The 14,972-nt window shown below is 70.3% G+C and carries 17 protein-coding genes; 8 read left to right on the plus strand and 9 right to left on the minus strand.

Annotated features, from left to right (window positions below):
- The first annotated feature begins 221 nt into the window (after positions 1–221).
- Positions 222–500, plus strand: coding sequence for a hypothetical protein (locus SACTE_RS35585; RefSeq protein WP_019993823.1), 279 nt, complete (start codon positions 222–224; stop codon positions 498–500).
- A 165-nt stretch (positions 501–665) separates the two neighbouring features.
- Here SACTE_RS35585 and SACTE_RS20955 read toward each other — a convergent pair whose 3' ends face one another.
- Genes SACTE_RS20955 through SACTE_RS20965 form a run of 3 tightly spaced genes read right to left on the minus strand, consistent with a single transcriptional unit; the run spans position 666 to position 2,070 of the window.
- On the minus strand, positions 666–1,004 hold the full coding sequence (locus tag SACTE_RS20955; protein ID WP_014048015.1) for a recombinase family protein: 339 nt from the start codon (positions 1,002–1,004) through the stop codon (positions 666–668).
- Positions 1,005–1,031: 27 nt separating this feature from the next.
- Entirely contained in the window at positions 1,032–1,631 is a 600-nt protein-coding gene (locus SACTE_RS20960; RefSeq protein ID WP_014048016.1) for an ATP-binding protein, read from the minus strand.
- Complete coding sequence (locus tag SACTE_RS20965; protein ID WP_019993822.1) at positions 1,621–2,070, minus strand: ATP-binding protein; 450 nt, start codon at positions 2,068–2,070, stop codon at positions 1,621–1,623. The genes SACTE_RS20960 and SACTE_RS20965 overlap by 11 nt, the downstream gene beginning before the upstream one ends.
- A gap of 209 nt (positions 2,071–2,279) precedes the next feature.
- Here SACTE_RS20965 and SACTE_RS20970 point away from each other — a divergent pair, with 209 nt between their 5' ends.
- Both SACTE_RS20970 and SACTE_RS20975 read left to right on the plus strand, forming a co-directional pair.
- Complete coding sequence (locus SACTE_RS20970) at positions 2,280–3,140, plus strand: helix-turn-helix transcriptional regulator (RefSeq protein WP_014048017.1); 861 nt, start codon at positions 2,280–2,282, stop codon at positions 3,138–3,140.
- A 4-nt stretch (positions 3,141–3,144) separates the two neighbouring features.
- Positions 3,145–3,366 (plus strand): DUF397 domain-containing protein, encoded by a 222-nt coding sequence (locus SACTE_RS20975; RefSeq protein WP_014048018.1) that lies wholly within the window; start codon positions 3,145–3,147, stop codon positions 3,364–3,366.
- 117 nt (positions 3,367–3,483) lie between these two features.
- On the opposite strand, the gene SACTE_RS20980 is transcribed toward SACTE_RS20975, so the two are convergent.
- Positions 3,484–4,050, minus strand: a complete 567-nt coding sequence (locus SACTE_RS20980) for a Uma2 family endonuclease (protein WP_014048019.1) — start codon at positions 4,048–4,050, stop codon at positions 3,484–3,486.
- A 172-nt stretch (positions 4,051–4,222) separates the two neighbouring features.
- Here SACTE_RS20980 and SACTE_RS20985 point away from each other — a divergent pair, with 172 nt between their 5' ends.
- Positions 4,223–6,244 carry a thioredoxin domain-containing protein gene (locus tag SACTE_RS20985; RefSeq protein WP_014048020.1) on the plus strand — a complete coding sequence of 674 codons (2,022 nt, stop codon included), beginning with the start codon at positions 4,223–4,225 and terminating at the stop codon, positions 6,242–6,244.
- Between the two features lie 63 nt (positions 6,245–6,307).
- Here the strand turns inward: SACTE_RS20985 and SACTE_RS20990 are convergent, their stop codons facing one another.
- Positions 6,308–6,988, minus strand: coding sequence for a hemolysin III family protein (locus SACTE_RS20990; RefSeq protein WP_014048021.1), 681 nt, complete (start codon positions 6,986–6,988; stop codon positions 6,308–6,310).
- A 210-nt stretch (positions 6,989–7,198) separates the two neighbouring features.
- Here SACTE_RS20990 and SACTE_RS20995 point away from each other — a divergent pair, with 210 nt between their 5' ends.
- On the plus strand, positions 7,199–9,025 hold the full coding sequence (locus SACTE_RS20995) for a phosphoenolpyruvate carboxykinase (GTP) (RefSeq protein ID WP_014048022.1): 1,827 nt from the start codon (positions 7,199–7,201) through the stop codon (positions 9,023–9,025).
- 231 nt (positions 9,026–9,256) lie between these two features.
- Here the strand turns inward: SACTE_RS20995 and SACTE_RS21000 are convergent, their stop codons facing one another.
- The 3 genes from SACTE_RS21000 to SACTE_RS21010 form a co-directional block, all read right to left on the minus strand.
- Complete coding sequence (locus SACTE_RS21000) at positions 9,257–9,655, minus strand: hypothetical protein (protein ID WP_014048023.1); 399 nt, start codon at positions 9,653–9,655, stop codon at positions 9,257–9,259.
- Positions 9,656–9,747: 92 nt separating this feature from the next.
- Entirely contained in the window at positions 9,748–10,959 is a 1,212-nt protein-coding gene (locus SACTE_RS21005) for a pyridoxal phosphate-dependent aminotransferase (protein WP_014048024.1), read from the minus strand.
- 235 nt (positions 10,960–11,194) lie between these two features.
- On the minus strand, positions 11,195–12,007 hold the full coding sequence (locus tag SACTE_RS21010) for an arylamine N-acetyltransferase (protein WP_014048025.1): 813 nt from the start codon (positions 12,005–12,007) through the stop codon (positions 11,195–11,197).
- 77 nt (positions 12,008–12,084) lie between these two features.
- On the opposite strand from SACTE_RS21010, the gene SACTE_RS21015 reads away from it, so the two are divergent.
- Positions 12,085–12,444 carry a hypothetical protein gene (locus SACTE_RS21015; RefSeq protein WP_014048026.1) on the plus strand — a complete coding sequence of 120 codons (360 nt, stop codon included), beginning with the start codon at positions 12,085–12,087 and terminating at the stop codon, positions 12,442–12,444.
- 19 nt (positions 12,445–12,463) lie between these two features.
- Here the strand turns inward: SACTE_RS21015 and SACTE_RS21020 are convergent, their stop codons facing one another.
- The gene (locus SACTE_RS21020; protein WP_014048027.1) at positions 12,464–13,351 is read right to left on the minus strand and encodes an NAD(P)-binding domain-containing protein; all 888 of its coding nucleotides are present in this window, start codon (positions 13,349–13,351) and stop codon (positions 12,464–12,466) included.
- Between the two features lie 98 nt (positions 13,352–13,449).
- Between SACTE_RS21020 and SACTE_RS21025 the strand changes: the two genes are divergently transcribed.
- Both SACTE_RS21025 and SACTE_RS21030 read left to right on the plus strand, forming a co-directional pair.
- Entirely contained in the window at positions 13,450–13,803 is a 354-nt protein-coding gene (locus SACTE_RS21025; RefSeq protein WP_014048028.1) for a helix-turn-helix domain-containing protein, read from the plus strand.
- Positions 13,804–13,922: 119 nt separating this feature from the next.
- Entirely contained in the window at positions 13,923–14,762 is an 840-nt protein-coding gene (locus tag SACTE_RS21030; RefSeq protein ID WP_014048029.1) for a serine protease, read from the plus strand.
- Positions 14,763–14,972 lie beyond the last annotated feature (210 nt).

Consider the following 14,972-nt stretch of genomic DNA (forward strand, 5'->3'; position numbering starts at 1 on the left):
CGGCCGCACGCGGAAGGGCACCGAGGGCCGGCACCGGGCGGGCGACGCCGAGGACGGACGGCCCGACGCGCTGCTGACGGCCGCGATACGCGACGGCGGCGACGCCGGGGCGACCGCCGAGCCCTACCGCCGCCACGCCCCCGCCGTCCTGACGTACGCCCGGACCTGCTGCCGCGACCCGCACACCGCCGAGGACCGCCTCGGAGGCGTTCGCCCGGACGGTGCGGGCGGTACGCGACGGCAAGGGACCGAACGACGCCTGGCGCCCCTATCTGCTGGCCGTCGTACGCCACACCGCCGCCGACTGGGCCGACCAGGCCCGCCGGGTGGACCTCGCGCCCGGATTCGGGGCGTGGCTGGACGCCGCGGCACGGCGCGAGGGGGCGGAGCCGGTCGGCTGGGAGCTGCATGGAGATCTCCGCGGGAGCCGGTGCCTGGCCGTGGAGGCCGCCTGCGACGGCGATGCTCGCCAGAAATGGGTGCGCGGTGCTGATCGTTGACGGCACCCTCGTACCCGGCTGGTCGTAGCCATGCTCGGCATCGCCCACCTGCACCTCAGCCTCGCCGGCTGACGAAGAAGCAGGCAGGTCAACAAACACGCCGTAGATCATGCACGGAGCAACGCGGCTCCGGGCGGAACCTTAGAGGTCGGTAGGCACGCGGGGCTATAAGCTGCTCACGGGCCCGCTCAGCGCGCTCGCCTCATGCAGCGCAGCACCGGCTTCCCGTTCGATCGCCGCTTCCAACAGCCCACCGATGAGGCGGTGTTCCGTGACCTGTTGCAGAGACGGCACGATCACGTGGTGTACGTCGTCACGGAGGAGCCGACGAACCAGTCGGTCGGGCGAGATTCCGGGACCGTCCTCGTAAAGGATGTGCACCAGCTCCAGGCCGTGAGCCTCGGCATACTTGCCCAGCTCGCTTTCCACGAGCCGAAGCTCGTCGTCACCTACTTCCGCGCGCACGCGGATGTATCCGTACGCGGTGGGGGTGTCGGTCACCATTGGTACCTGCTTTTCTGCGCTGCGGGATCAGAGGGTGTTGAGGAGGCCGTCAAGCACGCGCTGCATCAGGGCGGTGGTAGCTGCGTCTTTGGCCGGGCCGCCTCGCGGCTTTGTCTCGCCCGGTACGCGCACGGGCACGGCGGGAAGGGGCGGCGGGTTCGGGGGCTCGGTGAGTAACACCTCGGCCCACACGACTTTCCCGCCCGACTGCGGCCGGTAGACGTCCCAGCGTTCGGCCATCGCCTCGATGAGCAACAGGCCGCGTCCGCCTTCGGCGTCGTCGTCCGGGTCCTTTTTCACCGGAGCGTCGGTACTCCTGTCCCACACCTCGACGTACAGCCGTGCGTCGATGATGCGGAGCTGTACCCCGATGACGTGTTCTGCCTTTACCGCCGTCCACTTCGGTTGCGGGTCGATGATGCCGGTCATCTTGACGGCGTTGGTGACCAGCTCGCTCACCACCAACTCGGCCACGTCGTCGATGTAGTCCGGCACCTTCCAGCGCTGCAACGTTTGCCGAATGAACATGCGCGAGCAACTGACCGCCGACGGCACGGCGGCCAGGCGCAGATGCGTCGCGTAGTGCAGACGCATGGTGGGGGCGTCGTCCGTACGTTCAAGCGCCATGCTTCACCTCTGGGGTGTCGCTGGCTGCCTGCTTGTTCAGCAGGATTTCGAACCACACGCTCTTGCCCATGACCCGAGGCACCACGGCCCAGCGGTACGCGAGCGAAGAGACGACAATCAAGCCTCGTCCGTACTCGCGAAGATCACCGCCCACAGAAGTCGTCCGCAGTACGCACGGTCGGCCGCTCGCTGCGTCACGCACTTCGACGCGAAGGCGGTCATCAAGAAGCTGGTAACTCACCTGCACCTGACTGCCTCGGCCCGTGGTGCCGTGGATAACGGCGTTCGTGACCACCTCGGAGACCAGCAACTCCAAGTCACCCGTGATCTGCGGTTCTTGCCACTTATCGGCTATCGCCCTGGCGTCCCCTCGGGCGGCCCTGACGCTTGGCCGCTGCCGTCGGTACCGCCGCACTAGCTCCGTCTTCTGAACAGCCACGTTTGCTCCCTTGAGTTGAGTTGGGGAGAGCTTGCGACGATCCAAAGTGCGGAGCGCCAACCTCAAGCGTCTTCACAGTAGGCACTATGCAGTGTGGGGTCCCTAAAGTGTCAAGTCCCCACTTTGGGGAGCCGTGACAGACTGTTGCCGCCACCGTGTGCGAGCGGCACACTTGACCTGCACGAAGAAGCAGAGGAGGGGGCGCGACCGTGCCCATCAACAGCAACCCGACGATCCGTCAACGCCGGTTGGCGCGGCGTCTTCGTGAGCTGCGAAGCGCTGCCGGGATGACTCATGCCGACGTCGCCACGGTGCTCGGATCCGCTGAGTCCAAGGTGGGGCGTATCGAGAACGCCCAGTCCGGCATCCGCCTGCCCGACCTGCGCGCCTGGATGGATGCCACCAACGTCACCGATCCCGCCGAACGTGCCGAGATCGAAGAACTTTCACGCGAGGCCAAGAAAAAGGGTTGGTGGTCGCGCTACACCAACGCCGTGGATTCTGCGTATGCCGCGTACGTTGCCGTCGAGTGGGACGCGGCCGAGCTGTATAACGTCGAGACCAACCTGATTCCTGGGCTACTTCAGACGCCGGATTACACCAGAGCGCTCATCGAGTTGCAGGCGCCGGACGCCACCAAGGGCCACGTTGAGACGCAGATCAACGTGCGCCGTGAACGCCGCAAGGTGCTCACGCGCGACTGCCCGTTGCAGCTTTGGGTGATCATCGCGGAGAGCGTCCTGCATCACCGCGTCGGCTCGCCTGAGGTGATGAAGGCGCAGCTTGAAGCGCTGGTCGAGGACAGTAGGGGGTCGAACGTGCAGCTCCAAGTGCTGCCGCAGGACGACCCTATGAACGCCTGCCTCTTCGGGCCGTTCGTCATCATGAGTTTCCCGACGTCGGCCGAGACGGACATCATTTACGCCGAATCGCCGACCAGTACTCTGTACTACGAGGAACCTGCCGACGTTGACACCTACACCACACTGTTTCGGCGCTTGAATATGGCCGCTGCTAACGTCAGCAATTCACGGGCGCTCATTCTGGACGCTATAAAGGAGATGAAATAAGACGGTGAAGCCTTACATCGAGCGCGCTTCGGTTGCCGGGCTGGAGTGGGTGAAGTCTTCCTACTCCGGCAACAACGGCAACTGCATCGAGGTTGCCACCCTTCATGACGGTGGTCGAGCGCTGCGTGACAGCAAGTACCCAGACGGCCCCGCGCTGGCGTTCACCGCCGCAGAGTTCAACGCCTTCGTCCTGGGCGTCATGGGCGGCGAGTTTCGTCAGGTGTAGGCGTGGCTAGATGCCCGCCAGTTGGAGCGCCCGACCAGACGGCATGGTCGGGCGCTTCTTCGCTTTGATCTTGCAGTTTGCCGGTCGGCTGTCGAAAGCAGGGAGACGGCTCCGCTCTTACACGACCCCGAGACCGGCCGTGGCGGAGAAGGGTGCGGTGGCCTTGACCGTACCGGTGAACGTCTCGCCGTCCCTGTAGGCATTGGTGGTGGGGTCGAGGACGTAGGTGTAGACGACCGGGACTCCGGTGGCGGCCTGTTCGACTCGCCAGTAGAAGGGGATGCCGGCCTTGGCGTACTGGTCCACCTTCACGATCCGGTCGGTGGTTTCCGAGCCGGGCGCCACGACCTCGACGACCAGGAGTACGTGTTCGGGTCGGGTAGGCGTGAGGTCGATGGTCTCCGACCGGTAGACGGTGACGTCCGGGCGGCGGTTGGTGAGGGGGACGTCCTGCAGGCGGACGTCGAAGTCGGTGTCCGCGTTCCAGTCCGGGCCTGCGGCGGCGTCCAGGGCGTTGGCCAGGATGCGGGCCAGCCGGTTGTGGCGCTTGGAGGCGCTCGGGCTCACGACGACCATCCCGTCCACGATCTCGATGCCGGCGCACTGCTCCTCGGACCAGGAGTCGTACTGCTCCGCGCTGATCTGGGTGTGCATCCAGGCGGGCGCCACCATCTCGGCGGTCATGGTGTGCCTCCTTCGAGGAGCTTCGGCAGTCCCGGTGCTGCTGGAGCCAACCTACTGTCCGGTGATGCCGGGCCGCCCGACTTCGACAGCGCACCCCGGTCCCACCTGCCCGTTCGCCCTCCGTCCCGTGGCGCGCGGGTGTCGTGGAGGCGGGTGCGCGAGGATTGGGGGCATGGCCAACCGACTTACGCAGACCACCTCCCCGTACCTGCTCCAGCACGCGGACAACCCCGTCGACTGGTGGCCCTGGTCGCCCGAGGCGTTCGAGGAGGCCAGAAGGCGGAACGTTCCGGTTCTGCTCAGCGTCGGCTACTCCGCGTGTCACTGGTGCCACGTCATGGCCCACGAGTCGTTCGAGGACGCGGCGCTCGCGGCGTACCTCAACGAGCACTTCGTGCCGGTCAAGGTCGACCGTGAGGAGCGGCCCGACGTCGACGCCGTCTACATGGAAGCCGTGCAGGCCGCGACCGGTCAGGGCGGCTGGCCGATGACCGTCTTCCTGACCGCGGACGCCGAACCCTTCTACTTCGGCACCTACTTCCCGCCCGAGCCCCGCCACGGCATGCCCTCCTTCCGGCAGGTGCTCGAAGGGGTCACGGCCGCCTGGACCGGCCGGCGCGGAGAGGTCGCGGAGGTCGCCGGACGCATCGTCACCGACCTGGCCGGCCGCTCCCTGGCCCATGGCGGCGACGGGGTCCCCGGTGAGCCGGAGCTGGCGCAGGCGTTGCTCGCGCTGAGCAGGGAGTACGACGAGAAGCACGGCGGCTTCGGCGGCGCGCCCAAGTTCCCGCCGTCCATGGCCGTCGAGTTCCTGCTGCGCCACCATGCCCGTACCGGTGCCGAGGGTGCCCTGGAGATGGCCGCCGACACCTGTGCCGCCATGGCGCGCGGCGGGATCTACGACCAGCTCGGGGGAGGCTTCGCCCGCTACTCGGTCGACCGGGAGTGGGTCGTCCCGCACTTCGAGAAGATGCTGTACGACAACGCCCTGCTGTGCCGGGTCTACGCCCATCTGTGGCGGGCCACCGGATCGGACCTGGCCCGCCGGGTGGCGCTGGAGACCGCCGACTTCATGGTGCGCGAGCTGCGCACCACCGAGGGCGGCTTCGCCTCAGCGCTGGACGCCGACAGCGAGGACGCCCGGGGCCGGCACGTCGAGGGCGCCTACTACGTCTGGACGCCCGAGCAACTGCGCGAGGTGCTGGGGGAGGACGACGCAGCCTTCGCCGCCGCGTACTTCGGGGTGAGCGAGGAGGGCACCTTCGAGGAGGGCTCCTCGGTCCTGCGGCTCGCCAGGACCGGCCCGGACGAGGACCCGGCGCGGGTCGCGGACGTGCGGGCCCGGCTGCTCGCGGCGCGCGGGGACCGGGTGCGCCCGGAGCGCGACGACAAGATCGTCGCCGCCTGGAACGGGCTGGCGGTGGCCGCGCTCGCCGAGACCGGTGCCTACTTCGACCGGCCGGACCTGATCGAGCGGGCCACCGAGGCGGCCGATCTGCTCGTCCGCGTCCACATGGGTGACACCGCCCGCCTCTGCCGCACCTCCAAGGACGGCCGGGCCGGGGACAACGCCGGGGTCCTGGAGGACTACGGCGATGTGGCCGAGGGATTCCTGGCGCTGGCCTCCGTCACGGGCGAGGGCGCCTGGCTGGACTTCGCCGGGTTCCTGCTGGACATCGTGCTGGAGCGCTTCACCGGCGAGAACGGCCAGCTGTACGACACCGCCGACGACGCCGAGCAGCTGATCCGCCGTCCCCAGGACCCCACCGACAGCGCCACCCCGGCCGGCTGGACCGCTGCCGCCGGGGCGCTGCTGTCGTACGCCGCGCACACCGGCTCCGAGGCGCACCGCACGGCCGCCGAAGGGGCGCTGGGCGTGGTGAAGGCGCTCGGCCCCAAGGCGCCCCGGTTCATCGGCTGGGGACTGGCGGTCGCCGAGGCGCTGCTGGACGGGCCGCGTGAGGTGGCGGTGGCCGGGCCGGTCGGCGGGGAGCTGCACCGCACGGCGCTGCTCGGGCGCGCGCCCGGCGCCGTGGTGGCCGCGGGCGAGGTGCCCGGGGGCGCCGCGGAGTTCCCGCTGCTGGTGGACCGGCCGCTGGTGGACGGGGCGCCGACGGCGTACGTCTGCCGGCACTTCGTCTGCGAGGCGCCGACGACGGACGCGGAGGAGCTGGAACGCGGGCTGGGCGGCTGAGACCTACGCCTGACACGTGCGAGGGCCCGGCCGTGGCGGCCGGGCCCTCGCACGTGTAGCCCCTCAGCCGTGCTGGTAGGCCACCAGGGAGATGCCGACGTAGTGCACGATGAACGCGGCCAGGGTCAGCGAGTGGAAGACCTCGTGGAAGCCGAACCAGCGCGGTGACGGGTTCGGCCGCTTGATGCCGTAGATCACGCCGCCCGCGCTGTAGAGCAGCCCGCCGACGACGACGAGGACGAGCACCGCGATGCCGCCGGTGCGCATGAAGTCCGGCAGGAAGAACACCGCCGCCCAGCCCATCGCGATGTAGCACGGGGTGTAGAGCCAGCGCGGCGCGCCGACCCAGAACACCCGGAAGGCGATCCCGGCCGCCGCGGCGCCCCAGACCGCCCACATGAGCGGCTGGCCGGTGGACTCCGGCAGCAGGAGCATCGTCAGCGGGGTGTAGGTGCCCGCGATGATCAGGAAGATGTTGGCGTGGTCCAGCCGGCGCAGGACCGCCTCGCCGCGCGGCCCCCAGGTCCCGCGGTGGTAGACCGCGCTCACGCCGAACAGCAGGCAGGCCGTGACGACGTAGACCGCACAGGCGATCCGTGCCCGGGCGCTCTCCGTCTGGGCGATCAGGGCGATCCCGGCGACGAGGACCGCGGGGAACATCCCGGCGTGCAGCCAGCCGCGCATCCGCGGTTTCACCGGGATGGGGTCGGTGAGTTCGACGGGCCCGGAAGCGGCAGAAGTCATGTCCGCATGCTACCTACGCCTCCGTAGGTCGTGGGGACGAGTGGCGATGCTCACGTCTGCTCACCTGTGCGGCCCCCTGGACATATGGGCGCGATGAGCGGAAACTCAAATGAGTGCGGTCGGCACCGGATGAGCGCCATGGGGGACGAAGCATCCGGGCCGCAGCCCCCACGGGGCCTCTTCCACAGACACCCACTCCAAGGAGCGATCGTGGCGCGCGACATCGCGGCTCCCCTCACTGTTCCCACCAACCACCAGGAGCTGGTCTCCTGGGTGGACGAGATCGCGGCAATCACCGAGCCGGACCGGGTGGTCTGGTGCGACGGCTCCGAGGCCGAGTACGAGCGCCTGTGCGGGGAGCTCGTCGCCAGGGGCACCTTCACCGAGCTCGACCCGGTCAAGCGCCCGAACTCGTACTACGCGGCATCGGACCCGAGCGATGTCGCCCGCGTCGAGGACCGCACCTTCATCTGCTCCGAGAAGGAGGAGGACGCGGGCCCCACGAACCACTGGAAGGCTCCCGCCGAGATGCGTGAGGTCTTCACGGGGGAGCAGGGCGTGTTCCGCGGCTCCATGCGCGGCCGCACGATGTACGTCGTCCCGTTCTGCATGGGCCCCGTGGGCTCGCCGCTCTCCGCGATCGGCGTGGAGCTCACCGACTCCGCGTACGTCGCCGTCTCCATGCGCACCATGACGCGCATGGGCCAGGAGGTCCTGGACGAGCTCGGCACCGACGGCTTCTTCGTCAAGGCCGTCCACACCCTCGGTGCCCCCCTCGCCGAGGGCGAGCAGGACGTGCCCTGGCCCTGCAACTCCACCAAGTACATCTCGCACTTCCCCGAGGACCGCGAGATCTGGTCCTACGGTTCCGGCTACGGCGGCAACGCCCTGCTCGGCAAGAAGTGCTACGCGCTGCGCATCGCCTCCGTCATGGCCCGCGACGAGGGCTGGCTCGCCGAGCACATGCTGATCCTCAAGCTCACCCCGCCGCGCGGGGAGAGCAAGTACGTCGCGGCGGCCTTCCCGAGCGCCTGCGGCAAGACCAACCTCGCCATGCTGGAGCCCACGATCTCCGGCTGGACCGTCGAGACCATCGGCGACGACATCGCCTGGATGCGGTTCGGCGAGGACGGCCGGCTCTACGCGATCAACCCGGAGGCCGGCTTCTTCGGCGTCGCGCCCGGCACCGGCGAGCACACCAACGCCAACGCCATGAAGACCATGTGGGGCAACTCCGTCTTCACCAACGTCGCGCTCACCGACGACGGCGACGTGTGGTGGGAGGGCATGACCGAGGAGCCGCCCGCGCACCTCACGGACTGGAAGGGCAACGACTGGACCCCCGAGTCCACGACGCCCGCCGCCCACCCCAACGCCCGCTTCACCGTCCCGGCCGGCCAGTGCCCGATCATCGCGCCGGAGTGGGAGGACCCCGAGGGCGTGCCGATCTCGGCCATCCTCTTCGGCGGTCGCCGGGCCTCCGCCGTCCCGCTGGTCACCGAGTCCTTCACCTGGCAGCACGGTGTCTTCCTCGGCGCCAACGTGGCCTCCGAGAAGACCGCCGCCGCCGAGGGCAAGGTCGGCGAGCTGCGCCGCGACCCGTTCGCCATGCTGCCGTTCTGCGGCTACAACATGGGCGACTACATGAAGCACTGGGTGAACGTCGGCGCCGACAAGGCCGACCAGTCCAAGCTGCCGAAGATCTACTACGTGAACTGGTTCCGCAAGAACGACGCGGGGAAGTTCGTCTGGCCCGGCTTCGGTGAGAACAGCCGCGTCCTGAAGTGGATCGTCGAGCGCCTGGAGGGCAAGGCCGAGGGTGTCGAGAGCCCCATCGGCATCCTTCCGGCCCCGGGCTCCCTGGACACCGACGGCCTGGACCTGAGCGCATCGGACCTGGACTTCCTGCTCAAGGTCGACAAGGAGGTCTGGCGCGAGGAGGCCGCGCTGATCCCCGGCCACTTCAACACCTTCGGTGACCACACGCCGAAGGAGCTGTGGGACGAGTACCACGCCCTGGTCGAGCGCCTGGGCTGATCCCGGACCCCGCGGCGGGCATCACGACATCCGCCCTGACCTGTGGGTCGCCACCCGCCGCGGTACGGCACCCGGAACCCTCCCGAGCGGCTGCCGCCCGGTCCGGGAGCCGGACCCACGACGCCCCGCCGAGCGCGAACTCGGCGGGGCGTCGTGCTGCCTGGAACCGGCAGCGGTTCCACGTCGGTGGCACCCGGTCCACGCGTCGAGACGACAGGTGGACCGGGGCCGTCAGCGGGCGCCGGCCAGAGCGGTCGGCGCGGTGGCGGGGGACAGGGCCGCGGTGTGCGCGTCCATGGCCTCGGCGGCGAGGATCGCTACCGCCGTGTCGGCCCGGGACGCGGCCACCACCAGGGCCCGGCCCGCGAGGGCGTGGGCGCGGCGGTGCAGGACCGGTGCCGCCGCGTCGGTCCGTCCGGCGTGCCGGGCGGGCGGAGCACCGCGCAGCCGGGCCACCTGTGCGGCGATGCGGTCGCCGTCGGCGGTGAGCCCCAGCTCGTCGGTGACGGCGAGCAGGGCGCCGAGGTGCCCGGCGAGCTGGATGTCCAGCTCGTCCTCACGGCTGCGGTGCGGGAAATCGGCGTCGTCGGCCGATGTGTGGACCGATTTAGTGCGGATCGGCTCGTACATGGATGGCCTCCTGGTAGTGCAGTAAGGCCATCCTATCTTAGATTCTGTCTAAAGTTGACCGCGATCCGAAGCGGGTTCGCGCGATCGCGGCCTCAGGGCTGGCTGTAGCCGTCCAGGAAGTTCCCGATCCGGGTCACCGCGTCCGTCAGGTCCTTGGCCGGTGGCAGTGTGACCACCCGGAAGTGGTCGGGATCCGGCCAGTTGAAGCCGGTGCCCTGCACCACCATGATCTTCTCGGCCCGCAGCAGGTCCAGCACCATCTGCCGGTCGTCCTTGATCTTGAAGACCTTGGGATCCAGCCGGGGGAAGAGGTACAGCGCCCCCTTGGGCTTCACGCAGGTCACGCCGGGGATCCGCGTCAGGAGGTCGTACGCGATGTCCCGCTGCTCCAGGATCCGCCCGCCCGGCAGCACCAGGTCGTCGATCGACTGCCGTCCGCCGAGCGCGGTGGCCACCGCGTGCTGGGCCGGCATGTTGGCGCAGAGCCGCATGTTGGCCAGGACCGTCAGCCCCTCGATGTACGAGGAGGCGTGCGCCTTCGGGCCGCAGACGGCCATCCAGCCGGAGCGGTACCCGGCGATCCGGTAGTTCTTGGAGAGCCCGTTGAAGGTGAGGACCATCAGGTCCGGGGCGATGGCGGCGGTCGGGGTGTGCGTGGCCCCGTCGTACAGGATCCGGTCGTAGATCTCGTCGGAGCAGACGACCAGGTTGTGGCGGCGGGCGATCTCGGTGAGGCCGCGCAGCATCTCGTCGTCGTATACGGCACCCGTCGGGTTGTTCGGGTTGATGATCACGATCGCCTTGGTGCGGTCGGTGATCCTGCGCTCGACGTCGGCGAGGTCCGGCATCCAGTCGGCCTGCTCGTCGCAGCGGTAGTGCACCGCCGTACCGCCGGCCAGCGAGACCGAGGCGGTCCACAGCGGATAGTCCGGGGCGGGGACGAGCACCTCGTCGCCGTCGTCGAGCAGCGCCTGCATCGACATCTGGATCAGCTCGGAGACGCCGTTGCCCAGGTAGACGTCCTCGACGCCGAGGTCGATCCCCTTGGTCTGGTAGTGCTGCATCACCGCGCGACGGGCGGACAGCAGCCCCTTCGCGTCGCCGTATCCGTGCGCCCCGGAGAGGTTGCGCAGGATGTCCTCGAGGATCTCGGGCGGGCACTCGAATCCGAACGCCGCGGGGTTGCCCGTGTTGAGCTTGAGGATGCGGTGGCCCGCAGCCTCCAGCCGCATGGCCTCCTCGAGCACGGGACCGCGGATTTCGTAACAGACGCCGGAGAGCTTCGTTGACTGGATGACCTGCATGGCTGCGAGCTTACGACCGTGTTACGCCCGCCGCCCCCGGCCCGGGGCCGTGTCGGCCCTCCCGGGGGCGCCGCGCGCGCGGCCCGCTCTTCCATCGGCATGCCGCCCCCGGCCGACGGCCGTGGGAAGGGCCGGTCGGAGCGGCGCCGGGGCTTGGAATGCGGGCGTGACGGGCGGAGTGGGGTGAGATGCACCACGCGCCACCGCCCCCGGAGGGTCCCGAGGGCACCCCGGGTCATCCGGGGAGGACGGTGTCCTCGGGGAGCCGTACGCCGAAGTCGTCGGCCAGCACCCGCACGACCTCCGCCGGGCCGGCCAGTTCGCGCACCTCGGCGGTCCCGTCGTCCGCGGTCCGGGTGAGGGTCCTCCCGGCGAGTGCCAGGTGGGAGCCGGGCAGGGTGCGCTGGGCGAACACCGCCTGCCGGAACGGCGAGCGCGGGTTCGTCGCGGTGTGCCAGTTGGCGACCTCGAAGTCCGGCGCCTCGAAGGGCTCCAGGGTGAACTCGTACTGCGGCTCCCAGGTCCCGTCCTTCTGCGCCTGCAACTCCCACAGCTCCAGCGGCCCGTCGTGCGGGGCGTGCACCAGCCGGTGGTGGCGCGGGGTGTCGGACAGCTCGGCGTCGGCCACGAGCGGGATCGGCTCCAGGAGCGCCCCGGTCGACCCGAACCCCACATCCGCCACGAAGGGGGTGGGCTCGTCCTCCGCCCGGACCTTCAGCAGCATGTGCGTGCGCGGCCGGACGTCACCGGGCGCGGCGCCCAGCACCACCCGCCCGGCCAGCGGCGTCACCCGGAAGCCGAGCCGGGTCAGGGCGGCGCCGAGCAGGGTGTTGTGCTCGTAGCAGTAGCCGCCGCGCTCGGAGCGGAGGAGTTTCGCCTCCAGGTCGGTCAGCGCGAGGGACGGGGCACCGCCGAGCACGGGCTCCAAATTCTCGAACGGGATGCCGTACACATGGGCGCGGTGGACGGACCGCAGCACCTGCGCGGTGGGCCGCCGCTCCCCGGTCCAGCCGATGCGGGCGAGGTAGGCGTCGAGATCGGGTGTCATGCACCGACAGTACGCAGCCGCCTCAGATGTCACTCAAATCCGGTGCGGAGGAGGGCGGTCGGGGGGAGAGTCCTCACATGATCGGTTTCGGGAAGCAGACGAAGCAGGAAACCGCGGTCCTCGTGCTGCGGGACGCGCCGGAGATCGCCGGGTTGCTCCGGCAGGAACTCGGCACGGCCACCGACGACCTCCGCCCCGGCCTGGAGAGGGCTCTGGAGCTCGTCTCGGAGGTGGCCGCCGTGCCGGACGCCGAACTGCGCGGCCGGTGGGTCCGGCAGCGGCTCGCCTCCGTGGGTCACGAGGGCCCGGTCGACTCGGTGCCCGCCATCAAGGCGCTGCGGGAGGCGGAGCCCGGCCTGTCGCTGCGTCAGGCGGTGGCGTACGCCCGCGAGGCAGCGGCGGCGGGGCCCGGAGCGGCGACGACGCCCGGCGGGTGAGGGCGCCCTCGCCCGCCGTTCAGCGGGACAGCAGCAGGTCGACGACGCCCGTGGTGTCCTCCTCGTCCCGTCCGCCCTGCGCCAGGAGCCGTCGCATCAGGTCGAGGTAGGGCGCCATCAGCGCCCGGTCCACCCCCTGTTCGTCGGCCGTGCGGAGCAGGGTGCCGCCCCCTGTGACCTGCATGGCGAGGTTGGACACCACCCCCGACGTCAGGTCGCCGCTGTCCAGCCGCTCCGCCGTCGTGTAGGCGGAGCCCGCCATGGCGGTGACCCACTCGACGAGGAGCGGGGCGAACTCGGCGGGGGCGATCTCCTCCCGGCGGATCAGCGCGAAGGCGTGGGCCATACCGGCGAACATGCCGTTCATCGCGCTCAGCAGCGCCACGTCGTGCAGGGCCGCGAAGCCAGGGTCCTCGCCGACGTACCGGGTGCCGGCGGGGCGGGCGAGCGTGCGGGCGTGGGCGTCGAACAGGGCCCGCGAGCCGCTGTACAGCACGTAACCCCCGGACTCCGGGACACCGATCATCGGAGGGACCGCCATGATCCCGCCGTCCAGGAACCGGGCTCCCCGCGCCCGCGCCCACGCGGCCCGTGCGCGGGCCTCGCCGGGTGTGCCGGTGGTGAGGTCCACCAGGTCCCGGCCGGCCAGGTCGACGCCCTCCAGGGTTTCGCCGACCGAGGCGTCGTCGAGCAGGCAGACCACCACGAGGCCGTTCGCGGCCACGGCGTCCCGGGCCGTCGCGGCGACCACCGCACCCTCGGCGGCGAGCGGCGCGGCCCGGTGCGGGGTCCGGTTCCAGACGGTCAGCGGATGACCCGCGGCGAGCCAGGTGCGGGCGAGCGCGGTGCCCATGGCGCCGAGCCCGAGAAGGGTGAGAGGGGGCGTGGGTGGAGTGGTTTCGGACATGGTCACGAGGGTGGTCGCAGGCCGGTCGTGCCATCAAGTACCCACTTACGAGTGGGTGGTTACGCTGAGGTGAGTGTCCAGCTGGGAGGCGGGTGGGTATGGGGGCTGTACGGCGGCCGGGGGCGTACGTCTGCGGGATCGACGCGGCCATGGACGTGATCGGCGGCAGGTGGAAGGTGCTGATCCTGTGGGCACTGGACGAAAGGCCGTTCCGGTTCGGGGAGTTGCGTCGGCAGGTGCCCGGGGTGACCGAGAAGGTGCTCACCTCGCATCTGCGTGAGCTGGAGCAGGACGGCATCGTGCACCGCGAGGTGTACGACGAGGTGCCCCCGCGCGTGGAGTACTCGCTGACGCCCCGGGGCGTCGCGCTCAACGAGGCGCTGGCTCCCCTCGGCGCCTGGGGCCGGGAGAACGTCTTCCCCGGCGCGGAGGCGGACGCCGCGCCGAGCTGAACGACGGGCGCGCGGGCGGCTGGATTCCGCCCCTTGTGAGGCACCCCTCCATGCAGCAACATGCGCATGTCAAAACCGGAAGAACTCCGGTCCACGGCATCCCTGGAGGGGACCCCCACATGAAAAAGCCTCTTGTCGGTGCGTTTCTTTCCGTCCTGCTCCTCGGGGCCGGCGTCGCACCGGCAGCCGCCGCCGGCGGCCCGGACGCCACCGACGTCCGCGCCAAGGCGGTCGGCTTCGCGGGCACGGTCGCGCTCAGCAACTGTTCCGGATCGGTCGTCCGCGCGCCCTCGTCCCAGCCGGGCGACCCCGCCCTCGTGCTGTCCAACGGCCACTGCCTGGAGACCGGCTTCCCCGGCCCCGGCCAGGTCGTGCTCGACCGCGCGTCGACCCGCAGCTTCACGCTGCTGAACGCGGCGGGCAACGGCGTCGGGACGCTGCGCGCCTCCAAGATCGCCTACGGGACGATGACGGACACCGACGTCTCGCTGTACCAGCTCACGACGACGTACGCCCAGATCGAGAGCTCCTACGGCATCAAGGCCCTGGAACTCGACTCCGCGCGTCCGGCGAAGGGCACCGCGATCACCGTCGCCTCCGGGTACTGGAAGCGCCTGTACAGCTGCGCCGTCGACGGGTTCGCCTACCGCCTCAAGGAGGGCAGCTGGACCTGGAAGGACTCGGTCCGCTACACCTCCGCGTGCCAGACGATCGGCGGCACGTCCGGCTCCCCGGTGATCAACGACGCGACCGGCAAGGTGGTCGCCGTCAACAACACGGGCAACGAGGACGGCCAGCGGTGCACGGACAACAACCCGTGCGAGGTCGACGAGAGCGGCGCGGTCACCGTCCGGAAGGGCATCAACTACGCCCAGCAGACGTACGGCATCGTGCCCTGCCTCGGCCCCGGCAACCGGATCGACCTGAACCGCACGGGCTGCGCCCTGCCCAAGCCGTAGGCGGGTCTCCCGGACCACGCGCGGCGCCGGACGGCGGGCACCGCGGGTGAGAGGGGGCTCAGGCGCGCGCAGCCGCTTCTCGCGGCGGGCGGCGACGGTGTGGGAGTTCCCCGAGGCGGTCGGTGGCGTGTTCGGCGGTGGTGCGCCTCCTGCGGCGCTCGCCGGCGGATCCGGTGGGCCGGCCGCCTCGGAAACCGTGAGCGCGGTGGC

Source organism: Streptomyces sp. SirexAA-E, from assembly GCF_000177195.2.
GTDB lineage: Bacteria > Actinomycetota > Actinomycetes > Streptomycetales > Streptomycetaceae > Streptomyces > Streptomyces flavovirens.

Excerpts from the sequence above, each read along its gene's own strand:
- SACTE_RS20985 (WP_014048020.1), top strand. The coding sequence starts at position 4,223 with ATGGCCAACCGACTTACGCAGACCACCTCCCCGTACCTGCTCCAGCAC.
- SACTE_RS20955 (WP_014048015.1), bottom strand. The coding sequence starts at position 1,004 with ATGGTGACCGACACCCCCACCGCGTACGGATACATCCGCGTGCGCGCG.
- SACTE_RS21015 (WP_014048026.1), top strand. The coding sequence starts at position 12,085 with ATGATCGGTTTCGGGAAGCAGACGAAGCAGGAAACCGCGGTCCTCGTG.
- SACTE_RS21025 (WP_014048028.1), top strand. The coding sequence starts at position 13,450 with ATGGGGGCTGTACGGCGGCCGGGGGCGTACGTCTGCGGGATCGACGCG.
- SACTE_RS21030 (WP_014048029.1), top strand. The coding sequence starts at position 13,923 with ATGAAAAAGCCTCTTGTCGGTGCGTTTCTTTCCGTCCTGCTCCTCGGG.
- SACTE_RS21000 (WP_014048023.1), bottom strand. The coding sequence starts at position 9,655 with ATGTACGAGCCGATCCGCACTAAATCGGTCCACACATCGGCCGACGAC.
- SACTE_RS20960 (WP_014048016.1), bottom strand. The coding sequence starts at position 1,631 with ATGGCGCTTGAACGTACGGACGACGCCCCCACCATGCGTCTGCACTAC.
- SACTE_RS21010 (WP_014048025.1), bottom strand. The coding sequence starts at position 12,007 with ATGACACCCGATCTCGACGCCTACCTCGCCCGCATCGGCTGGACCGGG.
- SACTE_RS20980 (WP_014048019.1), bottom strand. The coding sequence starts at position 4,050 with ATGACCGCCGAGATGGTGGCGCCCGCCTGGATGCACACCCAGATCAGC.
- SACTE_RS21005 (WP_014048024.1), bottom strand. The coding sequence starts at position 10,959 with ATGCAGGTCATCCAGTCAACGAAGCTCTCCGGCGTCTGTTACGAAATC.
- SACTE_RS21020 (WP_014048027.1), bottom strand. The coding sequence starts at position 13,351 with ATGTCCGAAACCACTCCACCCACGCCCCCTCTCACCCTTCTCGGGCTC.
- SACTE_RS20990 (WP_014048021.1), bottom strand. The coding sequence starts at position 6,988 with ATGACTTCTGCCGCTTCCGGGCCCGTCGAACTCACCGACCCCATCCCG.